Below are 26,012 nucleotides of genomic sequence, written 5' to 3'. Positions count from 1 at the left end.
TTTAAAAAACAAAAATAATGAGTGATACACTTAATAAAACATTAAAAGGAGGAGAATTCCTAATTAAAGAAATTCCTGCAAACGAGATTTTTAGTCTCGAAGAACTTTCAGAGGAGCAAAAAATGCTCCGTGATTCTGCGAAAGAGTTTATCGACAGAGAAGTGATTCCTCATCATGAGCGTTTTGAGAAAAAAGATTATGCTTTGACGGAAGAAACAATGCGTAAACTTGGTGAAATGGGTCTTTTAGGAATTACAGTTCCTGAAGAATATGGCGGTATGGGAATGGGATTCGTAAGCACGATGCTGGCTTGTGACTATGTTTCGGGAGGAAATGGATCGTTGGCTACAGCTTATGGAGCTCACACAGGAATCGGAACACTTCCTACCCTACTTTACGGAAGTGAAGAATTAAAAAAGAAATATCTTCCGGATTTAGCGACCGGAACAAAATTCGGAGCTTACTGTCTGACTGAGCCGGATGCAGGTTCTGATGCCAATTCGGGAAAAACAAGAGCGAAACTGTCTGAAGACGGAAAACATTACATCATCAACGGACAGAAAATGTGGATTTCAAATGCCGGTTTTGCAGATACTTTCACTTTATTCGCCAAGATCGATGACGACAAAAATATTACAGGTTTCGTCATCAACCGTTCTGAGCTTGAAAACCCTGAAAGTTTGTCTTTTGGTGAGGAAGAGCATAAACTGGGAATCCGTTCGTCATCTACGCGTCAGGTTTTTTTCAATGATATGAAAGTTCCTGTAGAAAATATGTTGGGTGAGAGAAACAACGGCTTTAAAATCGCTCTGAATGCATTAAATGTAGGGAGAATTAAACTCGCTGCCGCCAACCTTGACGGACAGAGAAGAATTTTAAATCACTCTATTCAATATTCAAACGAAAGAAAACAGTTTGGCGTTTCTATCTCAACTTTCGGAGCCATCAGAAAGAAAATTGCTGAAATGGCGACAGGAGTTTTTGTGAGCGAAGCAGGTTCATACCGTTTGGCAAAAAATGTTGAAGATAAAATTGCAGAATTAGTTGCAGGCGGAATGGATCATCAACAAGCTGAACTGAAAGGTGTTGAGGAATTCGCAGTTGAAGCATCTATTCTTAAAGTTTATGTTTCAGATTTAACCCAAAACACTGCTGATGAAGGGATTCAGATCTATGGAGGAATGGGCTTCTCAGAAGACACTCCAATGGAAGCTGCATGGAGAGACGCGAGAATAGGCAGAATCTACGAAGGAACCAACGAAATCAACAGACTTCTGGCAGTTGGAATGTTGATCAAAAGAGCAATGAAAGGCGAATTAGACCTACTTTCTCCAGCGATGGCCATTTCTAAAGAATTGATGGGAATTCCATCTTTCGAAGTTCCTGATTATTCTGAGTTGATGAGTGAAGAAAAAGCGATCATTGCCAATTTGAAGAAAGTTTTCTTAATGGTTTCCGGAGCTGCACTTCAAAAATATATGATGGATATTGAGAAACAGCAACATTTACTGTTGAATGCTTCAGAAATTTTAAATCAAATCTACATGGCAGAATCTACAATTCTAAGAGCTGAAAAACATTTCGCTTCCGATTCTGTAGAAGTTGCGATGGCTCAGCTGAATCTTTATAAAGCTGTAGAAAAAATCATCGTTGCTGCCAAGGAAGGTATTATTTCTTTCGCAGAAGGCGACGAACAGAGAATGATGCTTTCCGGTTTGAGAAGGTTTACAAAATATACCAATAACCCGAATGTGGTGGCGTTGACTGAGAAGGTTGCTGCGTATTACATTGGGAAAGGACATTATTAAATCGTCTTCCCAAATCCCTTTGAGGAAAGACTTTAAAAACGCTTCGGATCTCCGGAGCGTTTTTTATTGGATTTATGTAGTCCTGAAATAAGGGTATATAAAAATCAGCGATATTTCTGGTCTATAATACAAAAAACAAAAACGCTTCAAATCTGAAGCGTTTTCTTAATACTTTAAGAAAGATCCCAAAACTAATTCGGGATCTTTTCATTAAATTAAATTTATTTTTGTCCGATCTCGTTGATCTCGTTGAAGTTTTCTTTTGGGTTTACACCATACTCATTTCTACCCGGAGTTCCATCTGTTGCCATTAAGACAATCAGCCAAATACCTCCAATAATAGGAATCAAAGCAATTAGCATAAACCATCCACTTTTGCCAACGTCATGCAGTCTTCTTACGGCGACTCCTAATCCAGGAAGAAAAACTGCCAAGCCATAAAGCAAATAGATATAGCCGTAAGGAATTTCAGGCGAAAATTTCAGTCCCAAAATATTATCCAGAACTGCAGCTACTGCAGCGAAAATCATATTGAATAGCAAGTACATCCAATATTCTGTTCTTCTTGCCCGACCGTTAAAATCAGCGTACTGTTTCAATACTTTTAAATACCATTTCATCGTTTATTTTTTTTATTGTTCTCTTCAAAAATAATTATTTTTTTCAAATCATGTACAAAATATTAAATAAATTTCTCTCCTAAATGAAATAATTTTAAAGCACAATATTATTCTTCGGTGTAATCGCAGGCGGCAGATTTTCTTCATCCAGCATATCGCGCATATCAATCTCAATTGTGCGGCTGATTTGGGTGATCGGAACATCATTGGCACTGCCCTCAAAAGGATTCATCGAGCTCTCGCCTACCGTATCCAAAGTAACAAAAACCCACATCAGGATCATTGAAAAAGGAACATTAAGCCACACAGAATAACATTCCAGTATGGTTCCCTCGCCCAATTTTGCAAATTCGTTGAGTAAGCCAAATGGAACTGAAATTACAAACAGAAAAAGAAGATAGGTCGTAATCGAGCTGAAATTTCGCGGATATGGGAAATTTTTAATCCTCTCCGCTTTTCCCTGATGGTCTGTGAACTTCGACAGTGACTGTTGCAGGAAAGTCCATTGGAAATCATTCAGTTTTCCGTCTTTATAAAGTTTCGCTATTTCTTGCGACTGTAATGCTGAAATCTGGGTCGCACGGTTTTTCTTTCTTAGTACATAACCGTATTCGTCATCTGACAATAATGGTTTCAAATCATTCTCAATGGTCGTCACTCTTTCCGGAATATCGTAAAATGACAGATATTCTATATTCGATTTTTGAGTCATATTTTCCCATGTTCTGGGCTCTCTGAGCTGAAACCTCAATGCCGTAAGCCATGCAAAATGACGGTAAAAAATGGTTTTTATTTCCGTATCATTCCCCTGTAAAGCATCTCTCAAAGTGTACCCAAAAGCCCTGCTGTCATTAATAATCGCACCATAAATCTGTCTTGCTTCCCAAAGTCTGCCGTAGCTTGCATTGTTTTTGAATCCGACAATAAAAGCTACCGCCGTTCCTAAAATTGCGACAGGCTGCCACGGAAGCGACAGATATTCTGCTCCCAAATAGTAAAATAATGTTGGAATAAATGCCACAACAAAAACTTTGTAAATGGTTCTGCGCGTCCAGAGAATAAATTCTTTCGGTGTAAATTTTCTTCCTGCGTTCATGTTTTATAATTGATAAATGATGATTGATGATTGATGATTGATGATTGATGATTGATGATTGATTATATTTTATGTTTAAATTAAACTTATTTTCTTTTGATTTAAACACTTTAACGATTTCAGCGTCACATTTTTAATACTACAAATCTAATTTCAGGCAGTGTCAGGCTGAGCTTGTAGAAGCCTTTTACATCTTGATAATTGATAATTGATTGATAATTGATTGATAATTGATTAATAATTGATAATTGATAATTGATATTTAAAAAAGAATTTGTTAAATCTAAGATTATAAATCAATCATCATTAATCAATTATCATTTATATCTAATGTTCAGTTCCTGTCACTTTCAGATCATTCAGATCCAGTTGCAATTCGGCTTTCCTGATTTCAGAATCTTCAAACTCCTTGTATTTTCTCATTTTAAAAAGTTCCTTTCTCTGCAGTGCATGAATTTCTAAAAGCAAGTGATGGTACTCCTCCACTTCCTCTTTTTTTGTATCCCGGCATTCTACGGAATCAAAACTTTTCTGGTTGTTTGATATTTCATTCTGAAGACTGTTTTTGTAGAATTCTATCAGTTCATTTTCAGAAATTTCCTGCGGATATTTTTCGCTGATATAATTCAGACCCAATACATCCAGACGAATCTGAATTCTTTTTCGCTGTTGGTCTTCAGGAATTGTACTGTCGATTTCGCCAATGTTGATCCATTTAATAATCAGCGGAAGCGTAAGTCCCTGAAAAACCAGAGTAATAAATATCACCACAAAAGTGATAAAAATAATCATATTCCGCTCCGGGAACAGAGTTCCGTTTTCATCCAGATAGATCGGAATTGATAATGCCGTTGCCAAAGAAACAACGCCGCGCATTCCTGCATAACTTGTTATCAGCGGACCTTTCCACCCTGGACTGGGTTCGTTTTCTCTGATGCTTTTAAATAAAAATCTCGGAATATGTGCAATGGGATACACCCACAAAAATCTCAAAACAATAACAATTAAGCTGATGAGAATTCCATACTTTAAACCCTGAAAAACCAGATGTGTACCTAAACCCTGTACGATTTCAGGAAGTTCCAGACCAATTAAAATAAAGACCAAAGCATTCATCACAAAAATCATCGTTGTCCAGACGCCGAGCATATTCAGTCTTGTACTTCCCGTTTTGAAAATCTCGTGAGAACGCCAGGAAATAAACAAACCACCCGTCACAACTGCCATCACACCTGAAAAATGAAACTGTTCTGCCGCAAGAAACAAAATATAAGGAGTCATCACCGTCAAAGCCGCATCAATAGCCGGAGTGGTGGGTAGAAAACGATGAATTGCATACATAATATTTCCGCCAATAATTCCTACAATCACACCCATTCCTGCAACCAGAAAAAACTGTCCGGTAGCTTCCTGCATTGAAAAAGTTCCCGTAAGAACCGCCGCCAAAGCAAATCTGAAAACAATCAGGGACGCAGCATCATTCACCAGACTTTCACCTTCCAGAATCGTCAGTAATCTTTTCGGAATTTTAAGACCTTTCATTACCGTTGCAGCGGCAACTGCGTCGGGTGGCGAGACGATTCCGCCTAATAAAAATCCCAGAGCCAAAGTAAATCCCGGGATCATCGATGATGAAATGTAAGCCACGATAAGCGATGTAAAAAACACTAAGCCAAATGCTAAAAGGCTGATAGGTCGTTTCCATTTCCAGAAGTCTTTCCAGGACGTGTACCATGCAGCTTCATATAAAAGAGGCGGTAAAAAAAGTAGGAAAATAATGTCGGGATCAAGTTTTAAAACCGGAATTCCAGGAATGAAACTAATTCCCAAACCGGCAATTACTAAAAAAATGGGATAAGCAATTTTTATCTTTTTTGCCAGTAAAACGAGCATCATCACAGCAAAAAGAAGAAAAAGAATGAGGAGTAAATTGTGGTGCATAGTTTTTTGAAAGTTTTAATTCATTTTGTGTAAAAACCAACCCTCTCAACACTACGAATGCTGAAAGGGTTTAGTTGTAATTGAAACGCAAAAATAATTAAAAGTTTACAATTCTGTCTGATGAGTTTTCTGTTTAAAAGAATAAATTCTGTCTACAGCTAAAAACAGGCATACAACGCCCACGAAAAGCACAAACGACCGGAACCAGTTCATGGTACTCCATTCTGAAGATAATCTTCTGAGAGTTTCATCATCCGGAACAGGTTCAGACAGAAACATCAAATCACTTCTCGGATGAAAATAGGTGAAAGCGAAAATATCTCCCGAAATATAACAGAGCAAAGCAATTCCAAGAAAAACCCTTGCAGATTTTGCGGTTCTCCAGAATAAAATCAATGACATTAACGTAAAAATTTGCGTTGCCGGAGAAAATATTCTGAAGAAATTCCCCGGATTTACGGTCTTAAAAAATTCTCTCGCAGCCATCACAGAATTGGGAATGTCACTGTCCGTAGCCACAGCATTGACCATTGAATTGTACACATTTGCGAACAGAACTCCGCTCGCCAACGCCACGGATGTGAATAAAATTAACTTTTTCATTTTCAGGGCTTTTAGTTTGTTTAAATTTAATGAAAAATCTGTGACCAACAATATTCTAATCGCCTTTGGTTTGAAAGTGAAAATTATCTTGTGTGAAGATCTTCAATTCTTCAATTGTGCTTTACTGTAGAGTTTTAATCTTTGCCAACTTGATTTTACTTAATGAAAAAAATGCCAAAACTACCGGAAATAATCCCTTGTTTTGGCATTTAAAATTGAATACTATCTAATCTTTTATTAATTTTTCATCATGGTTTTTCCCCAGTTATCTTTCAGTAATAATATAATTCCCTGATTAATTTAATTTTAAAATCTATAACCCAGAGAAAGTCCGCTTCGCAGTCCTGCCCACGGTCCGTCCAGTTTTATGGCAGCACCGTTGGTATTGGTCTGTACAGAATATTCAACCAGTGGAATTCCTAAATCCTCGAGTTCGGCTTTTAATTGAGATTGCTGATCCGGAGTTAATGTCTGAGAAGATTTTCCGGTAAAGTCGCCTTTTCCTTTTCCGTAATGCGCTCCCACAATCCACCAGTCCAGAACAAAACTTCCTTTTTTGTTTAAGAAAAACTGAACACCAAGAAGCAATCCGACACTGTTACCAGTTGCTTTTCCGGAGATGTTCAGAGGTATTTCGGTAGTATTGCCTCCACCGTCTTCATATTCCTGATAGTAGGTAAAGTTACTGGCTTTAAAAGTTGAATTTCTGTAATACGGAGCAGCATAAAATCCTTTTCCGTAGCCTTTTCCGAGATAGAACCGGGTTTCTATTGTAAAATGAGTACTTCCGGCTTTAACGTCTCTCAATTCATCATCAGCATCGGTAAAAGATTTAATGAAAGGAATTTTTCCGTCGGGCATCACCGAATAACCTGCACTTACCGAGAACCATCTGTTAATGGATCTTTCGTAAGTAACATTGATGTTTTTAAAAGCATACGCAGTAAGATTGGTTTTAATAATATTTCTCCTTTGCATAACTGCGGTATCGGTTTCAATTGTATTTAGCTCCTGTGCATTTGTAAAAAGGGCAAGGAGCATTGCCGGAATTGTAATTAAAGTTTTCATGGTTATTAGTTTTTTTAATATTCAAATGTCATTTAAATAAGGCATAACATTCAATTACACAAAAGGGTGAAATTTCTTAATTAAATTTAAAAATATACTTTACAGATTTACCACCCGAATTGATGTGAATTAGTCGCTGCAAGAAAGGATGCCATTCCAAACACCGGCTGCTCCGTGACTTTTGGCTACAACTAAAAACCCTTACTACAAAAGACACTCAGAGGATATCGTTGCTGTTAAAAAACAGTAATCTGAAATTTTCATAAAACAAAAAAGCACGAATGTTTATACTCATTCGTGCTGTTGTGATAAATTTAATTTGAACTAAATCACTTATCTTGTGGTATAGCCACCGTTGGCGAAGATGGTTTGTCCTGTAATCCACCATCCGTCGGTTACCAGAAATTCTACCAGTGGTGCAATGTCTTTGATGTCGGTTAATCCGCCCAAAGCTGAAGCCGATTTGTGATAAGCGACTGCTTCCGGAGCTTCCTGTCCGTAAAAAAACGGTGTATCCATAGGTCCAGGCGCAACCGCGGAAACTGAAATTCCCCGTTCTCCAAATTCTTTCGAAGCCATTCTTGTGAAGTGCTCAACCGGCGCTTTCGCTCCTGCATAAGTGGAATACAAACCTGTGTAGGCAGCCAACAATGAAGTTACAATCGTATTGATTTTTCCGTTATCATTCAGATGTTTACCCGCTTCCTGGATAAAGAAGTAAGCCACTTTTGAATTGATGTCAAACATCGTGTCGTAATCTGACTCGGTAGTTTCTAAGAAAGGTTTTTTCAAGACCATTCCTACTGTGTTGATGGCGATATCAATGCCACCGAATCTTTCTTTTGTGGCTTCAAAAAGTTTTGCAATATTTTCTACTTTGGTTAAATCAGCCTGAAAAATAAAGGCTTCTCCTCCCGCAGCTGAAATATCTTCTAAAGTTTTTTCGGCGTCTGTTTTAGTGCTGTCGCTGTTGTAATGAATGGCTACTTTCGCTCCTTTTTGGGCAAAATTACGGCTCAGAAGTCCGCCTAAGTTTTTTGCTCCACCCGCTATTAATACTGTTTTTCCGTTTAAATCATTTCTTGACATAATCTGTAAATTTTGATGTTACAAATTTCGCAAGGTCTAAATCTTAAAACATGGTGAACTTTTCGGGAAATTAAATGTTTTTCTTTCTAAAACTCCCGGGAGTTTCGCCTGTCCAGTTTTTGAAGAATTTTGAAAAGTTAGATGGATCATAGGTAAATCTGCGGGCAACTTCCGAAACAGATATTTTTTCCTTCAGAAGCATTTCTTTGGCTTTTTCAATGATTTTCAAATCATAAAAATGGCAGGGATGATGACCCAATTCCGCCTTAATCGTGTCACTTAAATGTTGGTGCGAAATGGCAAGCCGTGAAGCAATCTGATTAAGTTCGAAAAAATCCTGAACCTCTCCGGTAATTACTTTTTCAATATGATCGTCCAGAAAATTAAAATATTTCTGTGATATTTCCTGCCCTCTACCTCTTTTTATCATCGTTTATGTTTTACCTGCAAAAATATTAATAAATTGCATTACAATTTTATTTAACCTTCTCATTCAAAATTTATCCAACAGAAAATCTGCATTACAAATGAAATTACTTGTTCTTTTAACTACGTTCAGTTCAGCTTTATTCTTTAGCCAGAGCACAAAAACACCTTTAAATATAAAAAGTGATTCAATTTCACTTGACAAACTATATTTTACAAAGCCTCATGATTCCATATTGGTGAAAAAGGATTTAATTTTGGTAAAAAAACCTTCTGATTCGTTGTATTTAAGTCTTGTAAAGAAAAAAACTGATGCTGAAATGATAGAAATCCTCAATGCGGGTAAATCAAAAGATCTGATTGTAAAAATTGAAGATCCGAAAGCGCTTCCAAAAAAATAGTTACACATTTATCTGAACCATTTGAAGATGAAATAAATGCCGTATAATTTAATTTTAATGTTTTTTTCATCTCAACGAATCCCTGAAATTGTATTTCATTTTTTATTTTTGCAGTCTACTTGCATAAAAACATGACCAAAGAAGAATTACTGCACCGCGCCATTAAAATTGCCGATAAAGCTCACAGAGGGCAAAAAGATAAATACCACGCTCCCTACATTGCCCACGTAATGCGCGTAATGGAATACGGAAAAACAATGGATGAAAAAATTGTTGGCGTGCTCCACGACGTGGTGGAAGATCATCCGGAAGAATTCAGTTTTGAATATCTCAGAGAGGAAGGTTTCCCGGAATACATTCTTTTTGCAATAAACTGTCTCACCAAATATGATCCTGATGAAAACTATGACGATTTTGTAAAACGTACCGAACGCTCTCCCCTTGCTGTTGCCGTAAAACTGAATGATCTTCGTGATAATATGGATTTGAGAAGGGTCAACAGAGAATTAACGCAAAAAGATATTCACCGTTTTAATAAGTATCTGAAGGCATACAGGTATCTTTCTGAGAAATATTAGACTTACACAGAAAATTAATAAACAAAGGCTCACTTCATGGAAGTGAGCCTTTACTGTTTTATCTAAATAAGAAAACTATTTAGCAGCTTTTACATCAACAGAAATTTCGATGTCTTTGCTGATCGCCCATTCTGCAGGATCTGTTTCGTCTGTACCGAATTTGATTCCCCAGTCTGCTCTGTTCACTGTAAAATTTGCCTGTACAGCTGCTGAACCTTCAGCAACATCTACTTTCGCAGGGAAAGAAACGTTCACCGTTTTGCCCAGTAAAGTAAGGTTTCCGCTTACAGTCTTATTAGCTCCTGCTACTGCGTTTGCAGGTGCAGTTGCCAGGTCAGTTACACCTGTGATTTTGAAATCAGCAGTTGGGAATTTTGTAACGTCGAAGAAATCAGGATTTTTAAGGTGACCTTCAAGATCTGTAGATTTTTTGTCTTTTTCAGTAACTGATGCAGGATCTACTTTCAAAGAAGCCATATCGATTACGAAGTTACCTGCAGTAAGCTGTCCGCCATCCACGTTCAACTCACCAGACTGAATAGCAAGTGTACCCCATCTTGGTGCAAAACCTCCTTTATGAAAAGCTTTCCAGTTTACTTTAGAAGCAGCGACATCAGCTTTTAAAGCTTCACCTTTGCCCTCTGCAACGTTTTGTTCTGTTCCTGTTTTCGCAGTGTCTGCAGTTTTGTCTTTGTTACAAGATGCTGAGATCAAACCTACAGCTACCAATGCGATTACGCTTAGTTTTTTCATATTAAGTAATTATTTAAATGTTTTAGAAGTGATAAATATAATGATTATTGTTTTATTTACCAATCTTTGATTTATTAACGGAGCAAAGATAAAGGTTGCGCAGCGTAAAAATCATTAACATACATCAAGAAAATCTTTCGGCACTTTTTAATTTAAATTTTTCACAGTCAATGTTAAATGAATCTACTTTCTTCATCTGAAATTTCAGTATTTTAGCCACTTCAAAAATCTTTCATGAACACTGTAAATTTTATTCAGAAACAACTCAATTTATCCGATAAAAGCATAAATGCTACGTTAAAATTATTGTCAGAAGACTGCACCGTACCTTTTATTTCACGGTACAGAAAAGATGCTACAGGAAATTTGGATGAAACACAGATTGAGCAGATTTCTAAGCTGAATAGACAGTTTGAAGATATTGTAAAACGTAAGGAAAGTATTTTAAAATCAATTGAAGAGCAGGATTCTTTATCTCATGAATTAAAGCAGAGAATTGATGAAAGCTTTGATCTTCAGGAGCTCGAAGACCTATATTTACCTTTCAAAAAACGCAGAAAGACAAAGGCTGACGCAGCAAAAGAAAAAGGTCTTGAACCTTTGGCGAAAATTATTATGAGCCAGAAAGCTCAGGATATTCTGTTTCTGGCTTCAAAATATCTGAACGATCAGGTCTCCTCTGAGGAAGAGGCCTTGCAGGGAGCAAGAGACATCATGGCAGAATGGATCAATGAAAATATGTATGTGCGTAAAAATCTCCGCCGACTGTTCCAACGCAAAGCTGTGATTACTTCAAAAGTGGTAAAAGCTAAAAAAGATGAAGAAGGCGCTCAAAAATTTTCTCAATACTTTGAGTGGGAAGAAAGCTTAAACAGAACTCCATCTCACAGACTTCTTGCCATGCTGAGAGCTGAAGCAGAAGGTTTTGTAAAAACAAACATCGAAATTGATAAAGAAGAAGCTTTAGATTTCATCGAAAATGCTGTAATTAAATCTAAAAATGAAAGCTCAGAACAGATTGTTTTGGCAATTAAAGATTCCTACAAGAGACTTTTGGAGCCCGCAATTTCAAACGAAACTTTGCAGGAAGCTAAAGAGAAAGCAGATAAAAAAGCAATTGAAATATTCTCTGAAAACCTGAGTCAGCTTCTGCTTGCTCCGCCTTTGGGAGAAAAAAGGATTTTAGCCATCGATCCGGGTTACAAAAGTGGTTGCAAAGTGGTTTGTTTAGACGAAAAAGGAGATTTAATTCACAATGAAACTATTTATCCTCACGCTCCACAAAATGAAAGTGGCATGGCGATGAAGAAAATCCGTTCTATGGTGAATGCCTATAACATTCAGGCAATTTCCATTGGAAACGGAACAGCGAGCCGGGAGACTGAATTTTTCATTAAAAAAATAGGATTTGACAAACCTTTGCAGGTTTTCGTGGTTTCAGAAGCAGGAGCATCGGTTTATTCTGCAAGCAAGATTGCGCGTGATGAATTTCCAAATTATGATGTGACCGTTCGCGGTGCTGTATCTATCGGCCGACGTCTTTCTGATCCATTGGCAGAATTAGTGAAAATCGATGCGAAATCTATCGGTGTAGGACAGTATCAGCACGATGTGGATCAAACTCAACTGAAAAATGTACTGGATTCTACTGTGATGAAATGTGTGAATTCTGTCGGAATCAATTTGAATACTGCAAGTAAATCTCTGTTGAGCTATGTCTCAGGCATCGGCGAAAAAATGGCTGAGAATATTGTAAATTTCCGTGCTGAAAACGGAGCTTTTGAAAACAGAAAACAACTGAAAAAAGTTCCACGATTAGGTGAAAAAGCTTACCAGCAGGCGGCGGCATTTATCCGGATTGCCAATGCCGAAAATCCTTTAGACAATTCCGCAGTACATCCGGAAGCATATGGAATTGTAGAAAAAATGGCGAAAGATTTGGGCTTAAAAACCAATGACCTCATCGCCAATAAAGAAAAAATCAGTTTAATTCAGCCTGAACAGTACATTACCGAAAACATCGGAATTTTAGGAATTAAAGACATTCTGAAGGAACTTGAAAAACCAGGTTTAGATCCACGGAAGTCAGCAAAAGTTTTTGAGTTTGATCCTAACGTCAAAAAAATGACAGACCTGAAAACCGGAATGATTCTTCCGGGCATCGTCAATAACATCACGGCCTTCGGTTGTTTTGTGGATCTCGGAATTAAAGAAAGCGGACTTGTGCATATTTCCCAACTGAAAGACGGCTTTGTATCTGATGTAAATGAGGTGGTGAAATTACATCAGCACGTTCAGGTACGCGTAACAGAGGTAGATGAAGCGAGAAAAAGAATTCAGCTGAGCATGATTTTATAAAAATCAAAATGAATGTTTCAGAGTTAAAGGAAAAGAAACTGATTCACAGGCCTACTCAAAATTTTGATCTGGCTGGAAACCGTATTTATGATGTTTTTGAATATAATTTACCTGTTAAAACCAACTATGATGGCAACGAGCGTGAGAGAATTTTCGCAAAACTGATTGATTCGATTCCGTTTTTTCTTACATTCTATTTTATATTTGGTTTATCTCCGATTCTGTCAGCGTTACTTCTTATTCCGTCAGTAATCCTATTTGGAAGTGTTACTGAAACTGTTTTTGGAACGACATTAGGAAAAAAGGTATTTAAAATAAAGGTGATAGATGATTCCGCAAATAATCCGGCAATATTTAAATCGTTCTTAAGAAACACACTATGTTTAGTGGTATTTTATATGCTTTTTGCAGATTATATTCCACCTTTGAACGAAATACTTGGAATAAAACACAGAGAGACCAACTTCACAATGCACATGAATAATATTTTGTGTAAAACCTATATCGTGAAAGAATACCAAGTGAAAGAAATTAAAATGCTTCTGAAACAAAGTTTGCTGTGAACGCAGACATAAAATAAATAAAATCAAATTCAGATAAAACCGGAAGTTTATTTAAATATTCAGCAATAAAATCTATATGCAATAAATAGCTTTGTAAGCAATTTAAAGATTTGTTAATACATTGAAAATAATTGATGATTTATAGTGTATTTCAGTTTTATTCGTTTACCTTTATCCTTAGAAATACGAATTATAAAAAACACAAAAAACACATATTTATTTATTATCATTATACTTTATATTTCTATTTTCCCCGTCAAAGGGGATTTTAATGAAAATATATCAACCATTATAATCATGTCTGATACATTATTAATCGAGCAATTAAATTAGAACTGATCTACTTATTTTACCTCTTGTAAACAGCAAGGGGTTTCGTTTTTGAAAAAATAAGAATCAGCGCTATATATTTTATACAATTAGAAATCTGAATTTAGAATGACCGGGAAAATTATTGGGGTGGGCAACTACATCCCTTCAGAAACCATAACCAATTTATTTTTTGACAAACATGTTTTTTTGAACGAGCATGGTATCACCTTAAAAGAAGACAACGCCATCATTACCAGTAAGCTGAAAAAAATTACAGGTATTGAAGAAAGAAGATACGCCACGAGTGATCAGGTAACCTCAGATTTAGGTTTGATCGCAGCGCAGAAAGCTATTGAAAATTCCGGGATAGATCCTGAAACTTTAGATTACATCATATTTGCCCACAATTTTGGCGACGTGCGTCACAACACAATTCAGTCGGATATGGTTCCCAGTCTGGCTTCAAGAGTAAAGCATTTACTCAAGATCGAAAATAATTTCTGTGTTGCCTACGATGTTCTGTTTGGCTGCCCGGGTTGGATTGAAGGAGTGATTCAGGCAAATGCTTTTGTGAAATCAGGTATTGCAAAAAGATGTCTCGTTATCGGTGCAGAAACTCTATCCAGAGTGGTTGACATTCACGACAGAGACAGCATGATCTACGCTGACGGCGCAGGTGCAGTGATCATTGAAGCCAATGACAGCGATGATTCCGGAATTAAATCTCACCTGTCTGCATCCTACACTTTAAATGAAAAAGATTTTCTTTATTTTGGAAAATCGTATAACAATGACAGCTGTCAGGATACGAAATACATCAAGATGGATGGCAGAAAAATCTACGAATTTGCCCTTCTGAACGTTCCCGTAGCAATGAAAAAATGTCTGGATGACAGTGGTTTTACCATAGATCAGCTCAACAAAATCATCATTCATCAAGCCAACGAAAAAATGGATGAAGCCATCGTCAACCGTTTCTACGAACTGTACGGCGTTCCTACTCCACCGGATATTATGCCGATGGTCATCAGCAAGCTTGGAAACAGCAGTGTAGCCACAATTCCTTCGTTGCTTACCATGATTATGCAGGATGAACTGGAATCTCACAAAATTGAAAAAGGCAACGTTGTTCTTTTCGCTTCTGTTGGAGCAGGAATGAATATCAATGCGATTGTTTATCAGTTTTAAAAATATAAGAAACTGTGAAAATTCAGGTAACAGATTGATTTAAATTATTTTTTTTAAATCTTCAAAACTGATTTTCACAGTTTTTATTTTATCTTATTATTTTTAATAAAGTTTTATCTTAATTCTACACAAATTTTTTTTACACGGTGTGTTGAAAGATCGGAATCTACTGCGGAATGTATGTGTTAAGCTAATTTTTATTTATAAAATCCTGCTCTTCCTCTGACAGCAAAACATTGCTTTGACTGTCTGATTTAACCTCAACATTTTCCCAGATATTTTTCCGGAAGTCTACTTTGGGATTCAGTCCTTTTTTATCAGATTCTTCAAAACGGCTGAAAACAATTTCGCGAATGGCTCTCTTCGTGTGCTCGCGGCTTTGATGATACATTTTATAATCATCAATCTCATACCTCGCAAATGAAGGTATGTACACTCCATTTCTGCTGTAAAAATCATAAGTTATCACCGCCAGACCATATTTCTGCATGAAGATAACCCGGTCTTTGGAAATTTTCTGCTTTAATGGCAGATTCTCCATCAGATAAACAGACTGGTAATAAGTAATCACTTTTTTCGCTGCATCATATCGGAATTTTCCTTCAATAATATTTCCTGCAAAAGACTTTATTTTAAAACTAATCGTTCTTTCGCCATCCTCGTCATTCAAGATCTTTGCTGAAAATTTTGCTTTCTTTTTATCCAGATGTGTGAGAACACGGCTCAGTTCAGAATTCAGAAAAATATCGTTGGTGAAGGGATGCATAAAGTCATTGGTATTGCCCAGAAAAATACTGTCAGACACATTTTTTTTCAGATACTTTATTTTGTTGAGCTGCATTTGAAGTTCAGAATTGATGTACATGCGCTCAGAAAGGTCGTGAGCATTATTTTTAGACCAAAGTTTAGCTTCAGAAACCACCATCAGATGAAGTTTATTATTGTCAAAATTTTTCTGTTTGATAACTACATCGTAAAGTGAAGGCTTGCTGTAATAGCGTTTTTCATAATTTTTCAGAACATCTTTAAATATGCTTTTAAAATCTACCGGAATTATCTTTACTTCTTTGATTTCATTATAATGCCTTTTCAGTCTGATAATGCTGCTGAAATTTTTAAATTTTTCTTTTTTATAACCGAAAGCAGAAATTTCGTAATCTTTTTCTTCAGGATTTAAAGATGCCAATCCATCATCATTGGTATATACGATCTGATCTTTCATGATGATTCTTGCACTGGAAATGGGTTTTCCATTTTCAGCGTCTAAAACTTTAACCGTCTGTCCGAAAAACAAAGCACACGGGCAAAAAAGAAGAAGAAAAATAAATTTCATAAAATAATTTTGTTTGATCAGAGCAAATATAACCGCAAATATTATTTAACTCTAAAAACTTTGAGTTTTTTAATATTAAAGATTATTTACGAACGTCTGCTCTTCTTTAGAAAGCAAAATGGTTGATTCTTTATCATCTTTAGTTGGAACATTTTCCCAGATGCTTTTGTTGAAATCAGCCCTTGGTTCAATTCCGTCTTTATCAGATTTTGAAAATGTGTTGTAGATAATTTCCTGCAACCCTCTTTTCACATGAGATTCGTTGTTGTAGGTCATCACATAATTATCACTTTCACGTCTCATCAGCGCAGGAACATAAACACCGTCTTTTTTGTAAAAATCGTATGTGATTATGGCGTTTCCGTATTTATAACCGAATTCTCTGCCGTCTGTAGATATCATTTTTTTAACCGGTAAATCATCCATTGAATAATCTGCCTCAAAGAAAGTAATTACTTTGTCTGCCGTATGATACTTGATTTTTCCTTTAATATGAGTTCCTCTCTCAGTTTTTACTGTAAAGCTGATGTCCTGTTCGCCATCTTTTTCAGACAGCAGTTTCCCTGACGATTTAGAATGCCTTGATCTGATGTTAGTCAAGGTGCGTTGAAGCTCATAATTGAAGAAGTAACTTCCTATTTTCTCATGTCTGAATTCGTCAGTCTCTGCCCTGAAAATACTGTCAGAACTGCTTTTCTTCAAGTATTTCACGTTATTTACCTGCAACTGCAAGATGTGATCATAGTTTTTCTTGTAACCTTGCCTGTAGTCGTACTGATTAGATCTGCTCCAAAGTTTAGCTTCGGTAATCGCCATAAAATGAAGTTTATTATTATCAAAATATTTACTTTTCATAACAACATCATACAGAGACGGTTTATCAAAGTATCGTTTATGGTAATGATCAAAAACATCCTCCAACAGTTTTCTGATATCCACGCTTACAATTTTTACCTCATCAATCTCTCTTACAGAAGGTTTGAGTCTTACCAGATTTCTGAATGAAGGCAACTTCTCACCGGTATAACCTGCTGCGGAAACTTCAAAATTGGTGGCAGTACTTTCAAGAGGGGCAAAACCGTCGTCGTTAGTGTACAGAATCTGATTATTTGCTATGATTCTCGCATTGGAAAGGGGTTTGCCATTTTCAGCATCTACAACCTGTAATTTTTGAGCCTGAAACATTGCGGAAAGCAGCACAAACAAAGAAATATATCTCATAAATTAGATTTTTATCAGCAGTTATTACGTTTAGACAAATATAAATTCAAAAAGGTTACAATTCCACATAAGATGATTAATTATTTAATAAAGATGAAGATTTTTTTTTTTGCCAGATATCTGTTGAGTTGAGTTTTAAATCTTTCTGAACTGAACAAAAAAGCCAGACAGAAGTCCGGCTTTAATCAATTATTTAAGATAATTTCCAATTATTGTGTGTTTATCAATTTCTGAATGTTTGATTTTAAAATTGCCTGATCTGCATTAAAACTTTCAAAAGCACCAGCTCCGGTGTTTGATAGATAGGAATCTAAATTCTGAAGACATCCTTTCACCATATTCGGGCTCACCTGAAACTGAATTGCCAGATCGGCCACGGAATTCTGACCTGAATTTTCTGACGAAAGCTGATTTATCATCGTCTGGCTCAGCCAATCTCTAGGCTCTTCCACAGGTTCAGTGAAACTCATTTCCAAACCAATTTCATTTCCGACTGCTCTTTGTACTTTCTTCTTCTCAACAGGTTTGTAAGAGCTCCATACCATGTCGCCGTGCAGACTTGTTATGATTTCACTGAGTTCAGTAATCTGAATTTTATCAGGATTTCGTGCTGCCTGCTCGAGGAATGTTTTAAAACCTACTTTCAGCATACAGGGTTCATCAAGAATCATTTCAGGGATTTTCTTTTCAAAACGGACGGCTGCAAGAAGTTCAATCGCCTTGATATCCGGACAGTCGGAAGCATTTGAAATTCTGCGTTTTAGATTTTCCAGTACTTTTTTAATTGAATTATTAGATTCTACATCAGAGCTCATCAGATAAACATAGCAAACCACAATCGCAAGCATCGGATTCTGCCAGTCATCTGAAGCCATCCTGTTTAAAAGCTGTTCAGGAACATGGTAAATGGCATTCTGCATATTTCTCAGCAGTTTGTCTACTTCCATATTGTCTTTTTCAAAAGTCCCGAAAGCCGAATTGGGTTTTCTGAATAAAATTCTTGCTGTAGGAAATATAGGTGTTCTTTTGAAAGTCAAAAAAAACTGCGTCTGCCAGTCTTCAAAAACATACAGCGGAATTTCTCTTTTCATAGGGCCATTGTAAACCAGATAATAAATTCCCGAGGCAAGCGGTGCATGAAAAGCCAGCCAGCCAAAATCTTTATCTTCCTTTATATTATTTTCATTCAGCCTGAAAAGAAGATTTCTTTCTTTATCTAAAATTGAAAACCTCCATCCCATCGAGTCTGCTACATTTTTCTGCTGATCACGAATATCTCTGTCCGGATATCTGAAAAAAATAAAAACCGATGATCCCTCTTCATATTTTTTTTCATCCGAAGTAAAATGGTCGCTCCAGTATTTCGAGGTTTCTGTGTAATATTCGTGTGAACTCGCGAGGAAATATCCTGAAATAGATGAGTATGAACCCTGGTTGGTATAATTTCCGGAATAGTCTTTGTCCAAACGGATGGTTTCAGTCTCCAGCTTTTCGTTGGAATAAATATTCAGCTGGTAAAGACCTCTTGCAAGCTGTTCTGAGATATTGCTGTAGTTTCCTGCAACAAGTTTCCCGTCGCCATCGAAGAGCTCGAGAAATACAAACTCACTCAGCGGACCCTCTGCCGTGAAGCTGAACTGGTATATGGGCGTTTCCTTAGAATTCATAATGCACTTCGTTTTGAGTTCCGTCTATTCTTATCGAGCGGGCAAGATCAGCTTCGCCTTTATTATAAATGGCATACGAACTTTTCTTCACAGCAACTGTCCAGCTGCCGTTTTCAGTCTTGTCTTCTTTAATAATATTTAAATCTGAATCCTCTAAAATCACAGTTCTGTTATTTCCTTTAAAAGAAATCTTCAAAGCAATTTCCTGAGGTTTAAAACCATCAATAATGGTCACTTCATTTCCGCCACTCTCCGAATGAAACCTCGGAATCTGAATTTTCTGCACCGATCTTGCGAGCTCCGGTAAATGAAGTTTGAGATAATTGGTCAGTGAGGATGTTGTCACTTTTCCGTTCTCTGCGGCAGCACCTTTCAATCCGTTCATCAGAGAAGTGGTAAAGAGACCCTGAGTTCTGTTGTTATCCAGGAGACTTCCGTTTCCGGGCTGGATAACAGCTTCGAAAGCTTTATTGTCAAATTCAGTTGCAGAAAAAACATAAGAAACACATTCCGCAGTTCCTGCAGCGGGTTTGATGTTGGCAAAAAGTGGCTGAGCACCATTCACGCCTACCATTCTGTTTCTGCAACAGTCTAAAAAGAAAAATACTTCTTTAAAATAGCCGCACTGAATAAGTGTTTTTAAATATCCTGAAGACGAAAGCGCATAGTTTCGCAGTATATCCGTCCATGGCGGTAAAACCAGAGCCGTTTCGTTCCAGTCGATTCCCAAGCCGTGACCGGAAAAATAAAAGTAAAGTCTCCTGCCCTCTTTTCCTCCGGATCTGAAACCTTCTAAGATTTCGGCAAAGGCAGTATCAATTCCATCCTGAATGGGCGTTAAAGGATCTTCTTTGGATAAAATTAAATGACAGTTTTCTGATGGCAAACCTCCTTCAGATTCATTAGTCAGCCAATTGTAAAACTTTTGTGCATCATCGTCAGGACCCTGCAGTTTCGTAAGCCCTTTGTAGTGACTCACACCGATTACAACGGCAAAATCGTTATTATTTTCAGGCATAAATTATTGGTTGATAATGTGGACCATGCTGTCCAAAGTCGTTTCTTTGTCATCATCGAAACCGCCGTGGGAAAGTGAACCGGTTTTGAAACCACCCAAAGCAGTATCATCAGATTTCGAGTAGACAATCTTTCCTTCATCAGCCAAAAAAGTTTTAATTCTGGTAAACATATCACCAATGTACGGTTTGTTTCCCGTGATGTGTCGCTGCAGGCCTAAAATATGGGCATCTCTTTCTTCCTCCAATATTCCTGAAATAAGATACAGCAATGATCTTGGGTAAAGATGTTTGACCAATTGATCCTGCTTTTCGAGCTCATCTTTCATTGTAAAGATTCTGAATGATGAAAAACGTTCAGGCGAACTGAGAACAGCTTCATCAAAAAGATCGCATCTGCAAGCCGGAGCAAAAAACATAATATTTCTGAATTTCAGATCGCTTTTGTCAGCTTTAAGTTTTTTAAACAGTTCACAAATCACAATCGATCCTGCTGAATGCCCTACGAGATCTATGGTTAAAGGCTTTCCGGTTTCTCTGTGGTATTCTTCCAACTTTTTTATCACATAAGATCCAACATGCCAGTTCTGATAAGCTCCGGTAAAATCTGAAGGTTTCCACATCGCGGCAGCTTTCTTTTTCATGCTTCCCCACAGCCAGTTTCCGATGTTGGAAACGTAAATTTCACGCAGAATTTCTTCAATGACCGTTGGGTAAAAATCGTGATCGGTTTTCTGGATGTGTCTTTTGATGACATTGTATGTAATTTTGACGGATGCCGTAATTAATTTCGTTGCACTGATAATACCTTTTCCTTCTGCTACTTCTGCTCCCACATACTCAGGATTCATCAATTTAGATTCTTCCTCAGATTTTTCTTTGGCAGCAATATTTTTGAATTCATCATCACTTTCAATTTCCTCTTCCAGTTCAGCTTCTATCTCAGGCAGAATTCTGGCTTTCAGTTCTGCATCAGAGCTGACGGTTTCGGCATCGATTATAGAAGCAGATTTAGACTGAACATTAACCTGATAATTTCCAAAAGGCTCTTCTTTGTTTAATTCAGAATTAATCTCAGATTCCTTCATGGTTTCCACACCTTTGGAGTTTCCTATATTGTCAACCGCTTCAATTCCAAGTTTTTTTCCGGCCACTTTAATGACTTTCACCATTAATTTTTTGAAAAACTCAGACTTCCCTGCAATATCAAGATTGTGAGCTACCGTTTTAGACAGACCTGTCTCCCAGATAAAGCAAATTGGATGTGCGTCGGTATCTTTATTAACATACCTCACAATGCGTTTGGCGGTATCCATACCGTCATTGGCAGGAACGAGACCTCCATGGAAGTAGAAAACAATTTTTGTCTGATTTTTATCTTTCAGCTCTTTGAAAAGCTGGTCAATCTCCTGTGGAGTGCTGTTGAATAAAGGATCATTTCCTGCAAGAAAAGTTCCGTCTTTTCCCACATTTACGTAGTTGTTGCGGCTTAGCGCAGTGTCTTGAATTCCCATGATTTAGTTTTGTTTTTATATACTCTAAGATAAAAATTTTTAAGCTTAGATTTTAAACAAATTTTAAAAATCATTAGAAACAGTGATGAAATTTGGATTTGAACACAGAGTACACTAAGTTTTTAATACGCTAACTGTCTCTTTAGCTCAAAAAGCCGTAAACTTAAAGATGCCTTTGAAGCTTGTAAACATTTCCAGAATCTACACTTTAATGAAAATAATGCATTAATTCACTCATTCATTGTCTTTGTAATCTTATAAAAAGGCAAAAAAAAACCGGTTAAGAAAACCGGTCAAAAAATTCTGATTATTTTTTAGATTCTTCTACAGAAACTTTTCTGAAGTCTTTGAAAAGTTTGCTCAATTCCAAAGCTGATTTACGGGCTCTTGTTCCTGCTGCTTTGTTACCTTTCTCAGCTTGTTGGTTTGCTTCTGTTGTAAACGCTTCAAATTCTGCGTTAATTTTTTCAATAAGTTCTTTCATGTCTAATAAATTTAGGTTGCAAATATATGGTTTCAGACAATATAAGCATAACATCATTACCAAAATTTAACACAAAAATGTACATTTTATGGGCATTGAGGTTGGTTTTTGCTGTTTTTGAGATTTTAAAAGTCAAAAATTCTCTGAAAAAAGTAGGTAAAATTAGAAATCATATTTAGTTTTTATCTTCATATCAGCAGAAAAATTTCTTCTCTTTAATCAAAATATCACAAAGCAAAGACAAAATAATTATCTGTAATTTCTTTCTTTGGAATATTTGGATTAATTTTAATCATCACAGTATTTTTAATTTAAAAAAAACAATAGAAATCCAATGTAAATCCTTACCGGCAGACGCTGCAACCAACTTTAACACAGATTAAAACCTAAATATGAAAAAAAAACATTTCACTACTTCTCACGATTTTGCTCCTTACGGCGTGCAATTCAAAAACAGAAGAAAAAAAGAGTCAGACTTCAGATCAGAAAGAATCTTCTGCTGATACTTTAAATACAACATCAAAACCCTTAACAGATCAACAGAAAAAAAACGTTGTAGACTTTATACCTGCCGGATATGCTCTCTATAAGGAAGAAGGAATGGAAGATATAAAAGGTGATCTTAATAAAGACGGCCTTCAGGACGTTGTTCTTCTGATAAAAGGAACTGATCAGCGTAAATTTTTTGACCACGAAACCCGTGGCAAATTAGACAGAAACCGCCGTGGCATTATTATTTTGTTCAACAGAGGTGATGGGTACGAATTGGCAACAAAAAACTACGATTGTTTTTTATCTGAAAATGAGGAAGGCGGTGTTTATTACGCTCCGGAACTTTGGCTTTCTGTCGAAAAGGGAAATCTAAAAATCAATTATGCCCATGGAAGATATGGATATTGGAATTATACTTTTAGAAACAAAAACGGAGAATTTGAACTGATCGGCTACGATGCAAGTTATAATCAGGGACCGATGCCACTAGAGGAAACCAGCATTAATTTTCTGACGAAAAAGAAACTTACACGTGAAAATATCAACAGAGATAATTTTAAAGACGATGAAGATGTAAAATTCAAAGACACCTGGGAAACCGTAAAAGTTCACCAGCTTAAAAAATTATCAGAAATAAAAGATTTTGATGAATTGCAGTTTTAGTTTAAATCTAAAACTTTCATTACCATGGCCTAGTTCGTCAGGCTCAACTGCTCATCATAAAAGCTGATGGCCTCATCAATTACCGAAGTGATTCTTGGGAAATTATTGTAACGTTCCCCAAAAACTTCAAGTCCTGTGAACTCTGTCGAAATATTGCTGGAAAAGGTGCTCGTATCGCTGATTGTTCTCAAAACCTGACTTACCTGAATCAAAGTATTGATTTTATTGTCAAGAGATAACTGCGGCGAAAGCTGTTTTCTTAAACCTTTCAGTTCGTCCAGCTGCTCTTTCGTTACCTTTTTTTTCTTCTTTCCCATGAGGTAAAAGTACATCATTTATAGAGGCAACATTTTTATTTAGTGTTAACAAATTGTTACGGGAATGAATTTAGCATTCAGGAAAATCCGGATTATATTTACTGTTTTGCCGGAACCAATACAAATATATTTTCACATTCAAATTTTTAATAAATTTACTCTGTTAAGATTAATTTTTTTAATAAATGTTTGTAATCAGTAACAACATAGTTTTTGAAAGGTTGTGTGTCATTCCGTAGGAATCTAAACTTTTTTACTTCAGTATGTTGATATTCCTTCGGAATGACAAAAATGACTGCTGATTTTGGATTATGATCAAAAACGGGCAATCGTAATTTTTTTTTAAATAATTAAACACTAAAAACCATGAACAGAAAAGAATTTATTAAAAACAGCATGATGGCCACCGGAACTTTTTTGCTTCCCAATTCGATCTGGGCTTCCGACAAAAGTTTTAAATTTAATCCTGATATTTCAAATAAATTTTCAGCAAAACCCAATCTCAAAAGATTTAAAATTTCCGAATCAGGAACAAAGTTTTTTGAAACAGAACTGAGCATCAATAAGTCTAATGTTATAGTTAATCTCCACAGAAAATTCTTTATTTCCGAAAACACCAATGGCATTTGTACGCCTGCCCTTTTGCAAACCGACAAAAAAGAACATCTCATTTTCATCCCCGAACTGTATCAGGACAAAAAGCACAACGGTTTCATTGTAAAACTTTGCGAAAACGGTTTGTGCGAAGAAACCAAAGTCTTTATCCACGAAAACCAGGGCTACTTTGCTTTTTGGGGCAAAGAATATTTGGGAAGTCCTACTCTATACCATTACAATGTAGAAACATTTCACTTAATGCGCTTGCATCTGGAAAATGGGCAATGGATCAACCACCGGGTGATGCACATTTACCCCGATGAGATGACCGCATTGTACGAACAGCAATTAAAAGAAGTACAGCAAGGCGCCCTCGCCCACCAATTCGGTTACGATTTCGAAATACACAAAGACGGTTTTTACCAGTTTTTAAGTTTAAAAAACGATTGGGAACAAAGCATTTTAACCAGAGAAAAAGAAGCTTATGAAAAAGCAAACCCTGCTAAAATACTCACCACCACGAACCGACAAAAACCCGTGAACGAAAAAGCATTACCTTTTGATTACACCAACCCTTTTGTACCCATCTATTGCAAAGGCGATGATCTAACCCACGCCACCGTAAAACCTACAATTATCTATGAAGAAATTGCAGGCACGAAAATAGAAATTGAAAATATGCCGGCCTATAAAACGCAAAATGGACTTGGAGAATGCAGAGCTTTTAGTTTAGCTGCGCTATTGCAACATTACACCTGCCAAAAATGGAAGAGTGACATTCCTGATTGTAAGAATCCTCCTGCAGATAGTGCAATTTCCTATTTTGGAATGTTGGCTTACACTAATCAAAGCATCGACCAGTCCGGTACTTTTATGCCAAATCAAGAAAAAATGAGAAGTATGTACAGCATTATTGAGGATCTTTCGAAGAGTGGGAATCGCTTAATATTGGAATCTTGTAAACCTTTTGACAGTTTAGTTAATAATTTCTCCGCATCAGTTAAAGGCGGACATGAAAAAAGAGATAAATTTTTTCAATATTTAAAAGATATTTATTTATCTAAAAAAAAGTCAGACTGAAGCAAATATTGCAGACTGTCCAGAATGTATTGCCGAAATTAACAAAAACGCAGGTCTTAATGTAAATTTAATTAATTTGAAGAAAGCTCTAAGTAAAGATTCTTATGACAAATTTTTATACTCTTTATTTTTTGATGGTTGTTCGATGGAAAATTTTCCTTCTGGATTTAGTGCGGTAGCGTTTCCGCTTGATCAACCCAATATAAATCCTGCAAATGTTAAAGAGCAAGTTATTAAAGGCCTCAAGCAAGGGCGTCCTGTGCTTTTTCCTTACTTATGTATTTCCGGAAATACGGGTGATAAATGTAACGAAGGACATTCATTAGTTATTTCCGGCTATAAAAAGGTATGTGAATCAGATAAAAATACTAATTGTAAGGATGTTTTTAAATTACATAATTCATGGGGCGCCGAATGGCAAAAAGTGAATAATGATGGTTGGGTAGATGCTGACGCATTAACAAAAAATACAATTAAAACAAAATCTGAGTCAGGAAATTTTAAGATCACTCCGGGCAGCGTAATTTGGCTAACGCCTTAGAACCCTCTTACTACTTTTGAGGTAATATAAAAGTGAAAAAATAATTCAAAAAATTCATAAACAATAACCCTCGCCCACAGCGAGGGTTTCTCATTCCATCAAAAAAAAAAAAAAATATTTCACTCCCTGTTTTATTTTTTCAGGATAAATTTTATATTTGTTTCAACAACACAAAATACAAAATGATGAATACAATAAATTATCCTTCCGCCTGCGCAAGATTCTTTGCCGGCGCTACAATTTCTTATTTAAATCCAATCTTCAGTTCGTAAAGCAGAAAAAG

General features: G+C 36.5%; 24 protein-coding genes. 9 read left to right on the top strand and 15 right to left on the bottom strand.

Translation table 11 applies throughout. The annotated features are described in order from the left end of the window. Nucleotides 1-17: 17 nt before the first annotated feature. Entirely contained in the window at nucleotides 18-1,808 is a 1,791-nt protein-coding gene (locus tag IC610_RS02700) for an acyl-CoA dehydrogenase family protein (RefSeq protein ID WP_191735120.1), read from the top strand. Between the two features lie 221 nt (nucleotides 1,809-2,029). Here the strand turns inward: IC610_RS02700 and IC610_RS02695 are convergent, their stop codons facing one another. The 7 genes from IC610_RS02695 to IC610_RS02665 all read right to left on the bottom strand — a co-directional run bounded on the left by IC610_RS02695 (nucleotide 2,030) and on the right by IC610_RS02665 (nucleotide 8,655). Continuing rightward, nucleotides 2,030-2,428 carry a DUF805 domain-containing protein gene (locus IC610_RS02695; protein ID WP_191735119.1) on the bottom strand — a complete coding sequence of 133 codons (399 nt, stop codon included), beginning with the start codon at nucleotides 2,426-2,428 and terminating at the stop codon, nucleotides 2,030-2,032. Between the two features lie 94 nt (nucleotides 2,429-2,522). After that, nucleotides 2,523-3,524 carry a bestrophin family protein gene (locus IC610_RS02690; RefSeq protein WP_191735118.1) on the bottom strand — a complete coding sequence of 334 codons (1,002 nt, stop codon included), beginning with the start codon at nucleotides 3,522-3,524 and terminating at the stop codon, nucleotides 2,523-2,525. 327 nt (nucleotides 3,525-3,851) lie between these two features. Next, complete coding sequence (locus tag IC610_RS02685; protein WP_191735117.1) at nucleotides 3,852-5,465, bottom strand: Na+/H+ antiporter; 1,614 nt, start codon at nucleotides 5,463-5,465, stop codon at nucleotides 3,852-3,854. Nucleotides 5,466-5,570: 105 nt separating this feature from the next. Further along, entirely contained in the window at nucleotides 5,571-6,068 is a 498-nt protein-coding gene (locus tag IC610_RS02680; RefSeq protein WP_191735116.1) for a DUF1772 domain-containing protein, read from the bottom strand. A gap of 306 nt (nucleotides 6,069-6,374) precedes the next feature. Continuing rightward, nucleotides 6,375-7,136: a DUF3575 domain-containing protein gene (locus IC610_RS02675; protein ID WP_191735115.1), complete on the bottom strand. Its 762-nt coding sequence runs from the start codon at nucleotides 7,134-7,136 to the stop codon at nucleotides 6,375-6,377. Nucleotides 7,137-7,469: 333 nt separating this feature from the next. Beyond that, on the bottom strand, nucleotides 7,470-8,225 hold the full coding sequence (locus IC610_RS02670; RefSeq protein ID WP_191735114.1) for an SDR family oxidoreductase: 756 nt from the start codon (nucleotides 8,223-8,225) through the stop codon (nucleotides 7,470-7,472). 70 nt (nucleotides 8,226-8,295) lie between these two features. Continuing rightward, nucleotides 8,296-8,655: a helix-turn-helix domain-containing protein gene (locus tag IC610_RS02665; RefSeq protein WP_191735113.1), complete on the bottom strand. Its 360-nt coding sequence runs from the start codon at nucleotides 8,653-8,655 to the stop codon at nucleotides 8,296-8,298. Between the two features lie 97 nt (nucleotides 8,656-8,752). On the opposite strand from IC610_RS02665, the gene IC610_RS02660 reads away from it, so the two are divergent. Beyond that, entirely contained in the window at nucleotides 8,753-9,052 is a 300-nt protein-coding gene (locus tag IC610_RS02660; protein WP_191735112.1) for a hypothetical protein, read from the top strand. A gap of 131 nt (nucleotides 9,053-9,183) precedes the next feature. Continuing rightward, entirely contained in the window at nucleotides 9,184-9,630 is a 447-nt protein-coding gene (locus tag IC610_RS02655) for a phosphohydrolase (protein WP_056079178.1), read from the top strand. A 75-nt stretch (nucleotides 9,631-9,705) separates the two neighbouring features. Here the strand turns inward: IC610_RS02655 and IC610_RS02650 are convergent, their stop codons facing one another. Then, on the bottom strand, nucleotides 9,706-10,383 hold the full coding sequence (locus IC610_RS02650) for a YceI family protein (protein WP_056079175.1): 678 nt from the start codon (nucleotides 10,381-10,383) through the stop codon (nucleotides 9,706-9,708). A gap of 234 nt (nucleotides 10,384-10,617) precedes the next feature. Here IC610_RS02650 and IC610_RS02645 point away from each other — a divergent pair, with 234 nt between their 5' ends. The 3 genes from IC610_RS02645 to IC610_RS02635 all read left to right on the top strand — a co-directional run bounded on the left by IC610_RS02645 (nucleotide 10,618) and on the right by IC610_RS02635 (nucleotide 14,804). Further along, complete coding sequence (locus IC610_RS02645) at nucleotides 10,618-12,741, top strand: Tex family protein (protein ID WP_191735111.1); 2,124 nt, start codon at nucleotides 10,618-10,620, stop codon at nucleotides 12,739-12,741. Between the two features lie 8 nt (nucleotides 12,742-12,749). Further along, on the top strand, nucleotides 12,750-13,304 hold the full coding sequence (locus IC610_RS02640; RefSeq protein WP_191735110.1) for an RDD family protein: 555 nt from the start codon (nucleotides 12,750-12,752) through the stop codon (nucleotides 13,302-13,304). Between the two features lie 438 nt (nucleotides 13,305-13,742). Next, nucleotides 13,743-14,804, top strand: a complete 1,062-nt coding sequence (locus tag IC610_RS02635; RefSeq protein ID WP_191735109.1) for a 3-oxoacyl-ACP synthase III family protein — start codon at nucleotides 13,743-13,745, stop codon at nucleotides 14,802-14,804. Nucleotides 14,805-14,994: 190 nt separating this feature from the next. Here the strand turns inward: IC610_RS02635 and IC610_RS02630 are convergent, their stop codons facing one another. From IC610_RS02630 to IC610_RS02605, 6 genes are all read right to left on the bottom strand, one after another. Beyond that, nucleotides 14,995-16,137 carry a hypothetical protein gene (locus IC610_RS02630; RefSeq protein ID WP_191735108.1) on the bottom strand — a complete coding sequence of 381 codons (1,143 nt, stop codon included), beginning with the start codon at nucleotides 16,135-16,137 and terminating at the stop codon, nucleotides 14,995-14,997. A 75-nt stretch (nucleotides 16,138-16,212) separates the two neighbouring features. Further along, nucleotides 16,213-17,358 (bottom strand): hypothetical protein, encoded by a 1,146-nt coding sequence (locus IC610_RS02625; RefSeq protein WP_191735107.1) that lies wholly within the window; start codon nucleotides 17,356-17,358, stop codon nucleotides 16,213-16,215. A gap of 209 nt (nucleotides 17,359-17,567) precedes the next feature. Continuing rightward, the gene (locus tag IC610_RS02620; protein ID WP_191735106.1) at nucleotides 17,568-19,025 is read right to left on the bottom strand and encodes a hypothetical protein; all 1,458 of its coding nucleotides are present in this window, start codon (nucleotides 19,023-19,025) and stop codon (nucleotides 17,568-17,570) included. Then, nucleotides 19,015-20,043, bottom strand: coding sequence for a caspase family protein (locus tag IC610_RS02615; RefSeq protein WP_191735105.1), 1,029 nt, complete (start codon nucleotides 20,041-20,043; stop codon nucleotides 19,015-19,017). The genes IC610_RS02620 and IC610_RS02615 overlap by 11 nt, the downstream gene beginning before the upstream one ends. Before the next feature lie 3 nt (nucleotides 20,044-20,046). Further along, the gene (locus IC610_RS02610) at nucleotides 20,047-21,555 is read right to left on the bottom strand and encodes an alpha/beta hydrolase (protein ID WP_191735104.1); all 1,509 of its coding nucleotides are present in this window, start codon (nucleotides 21,553-21,555) and stop codon (nucleotides 20,047-20,049) included. A 307-nt stretch (nucleotides 21,556-21,862) separates the two neighbouring features. Further along, nucleotides 21,863-22,039 (bottom strand): histone H1, encoded by a 177-nt coding sequence (locus IC610_RS02605; protein ID WP_034684091.1) that lies wholly within the window; start codon nucleotides 22,037-22,039, stop codon nucleotides 21,863-21,865. 426 nt (nucleotides 22,040-22,465) lie between these two features. Between IC610_RS02605 and IC610_RS02600 the strand changes: the two genes are divergently transcribed. Then, nucleotides 22,466-23,194, top strand: coding sequence for a hypothetical protein (locus IC610_RS02600; protein ID WP_194698879.1), 729 nt, complete (start codon nucleotides 22,466-22,468; stop codon nucleotides 23,192-23,194). A 29-nt stretch (nucleotides 23,195-23,223) separates the two neighbouring features. On the opposite strand, the gene IC610_RS02595 is transcribed toward IC610_RS02600, so the two are convergent. Beyond that, nucleotides 23,224-23,529 (bottom strand): hypothetical protein, encoded by a 306-nt coding sequence (locus IC610_RS02595; RefSeq protein ID WP_191735103.1) that lies wholly within the window; start codon nucleotides 23,527-23,529, stop codon nucleotides 23,224-23,226. A 348-nt stretch (nucleotides 23,530-23,877) separates the two neighbouring features. On the opposite strand from IC610_RS02595, the gene IC610_RS02590 reads away from it, so the two are divergent. Both IC610_RS02590 and IC610_RS02585 read left to right on the top strand, forming a co-directional pair. Beyond that, a complete protein-coding gene (locus IC610_RS02590; protein ID WP_191735102.1) occupies nucleotides 23,878-25,188 on the top strand; it encodes a hypothetical protein in 1,311 nt (436 codons plus the stop codon). Nucleotides 25,189-25,264: 76 nt separating this feature from the next. Continuing rightward, on the top strand, nucleotides 25,265-25,729 hold the full coding sequence (locus IC610_RS02585) for a hypothetical protein (protein ID WP_191735101.1): 465 nt from the start codon (nucleotides 25,265-25,267) through the stop codon (nucleotides 25,727-25,729). Nucleotides 25,730-26,012: the final 283 nt, after the last annotated feature.

The organism is Chryseobacterium caseinilyticum (assembly GCF_014837145.1).
In the GTDB taxonomy this organism is placed as follows: domain Bacteria; phylum Bacteroidota; class Bacteroidia; order Flavobacteriales; family Weeksellaceae; genus Chryseobacterium; species Chryseobacterium caseinilyticum.
Note: the sequence above shows the minus strand (reverse complement) of the source record. Positions and strands in the feature narration are given on the sequence as shown.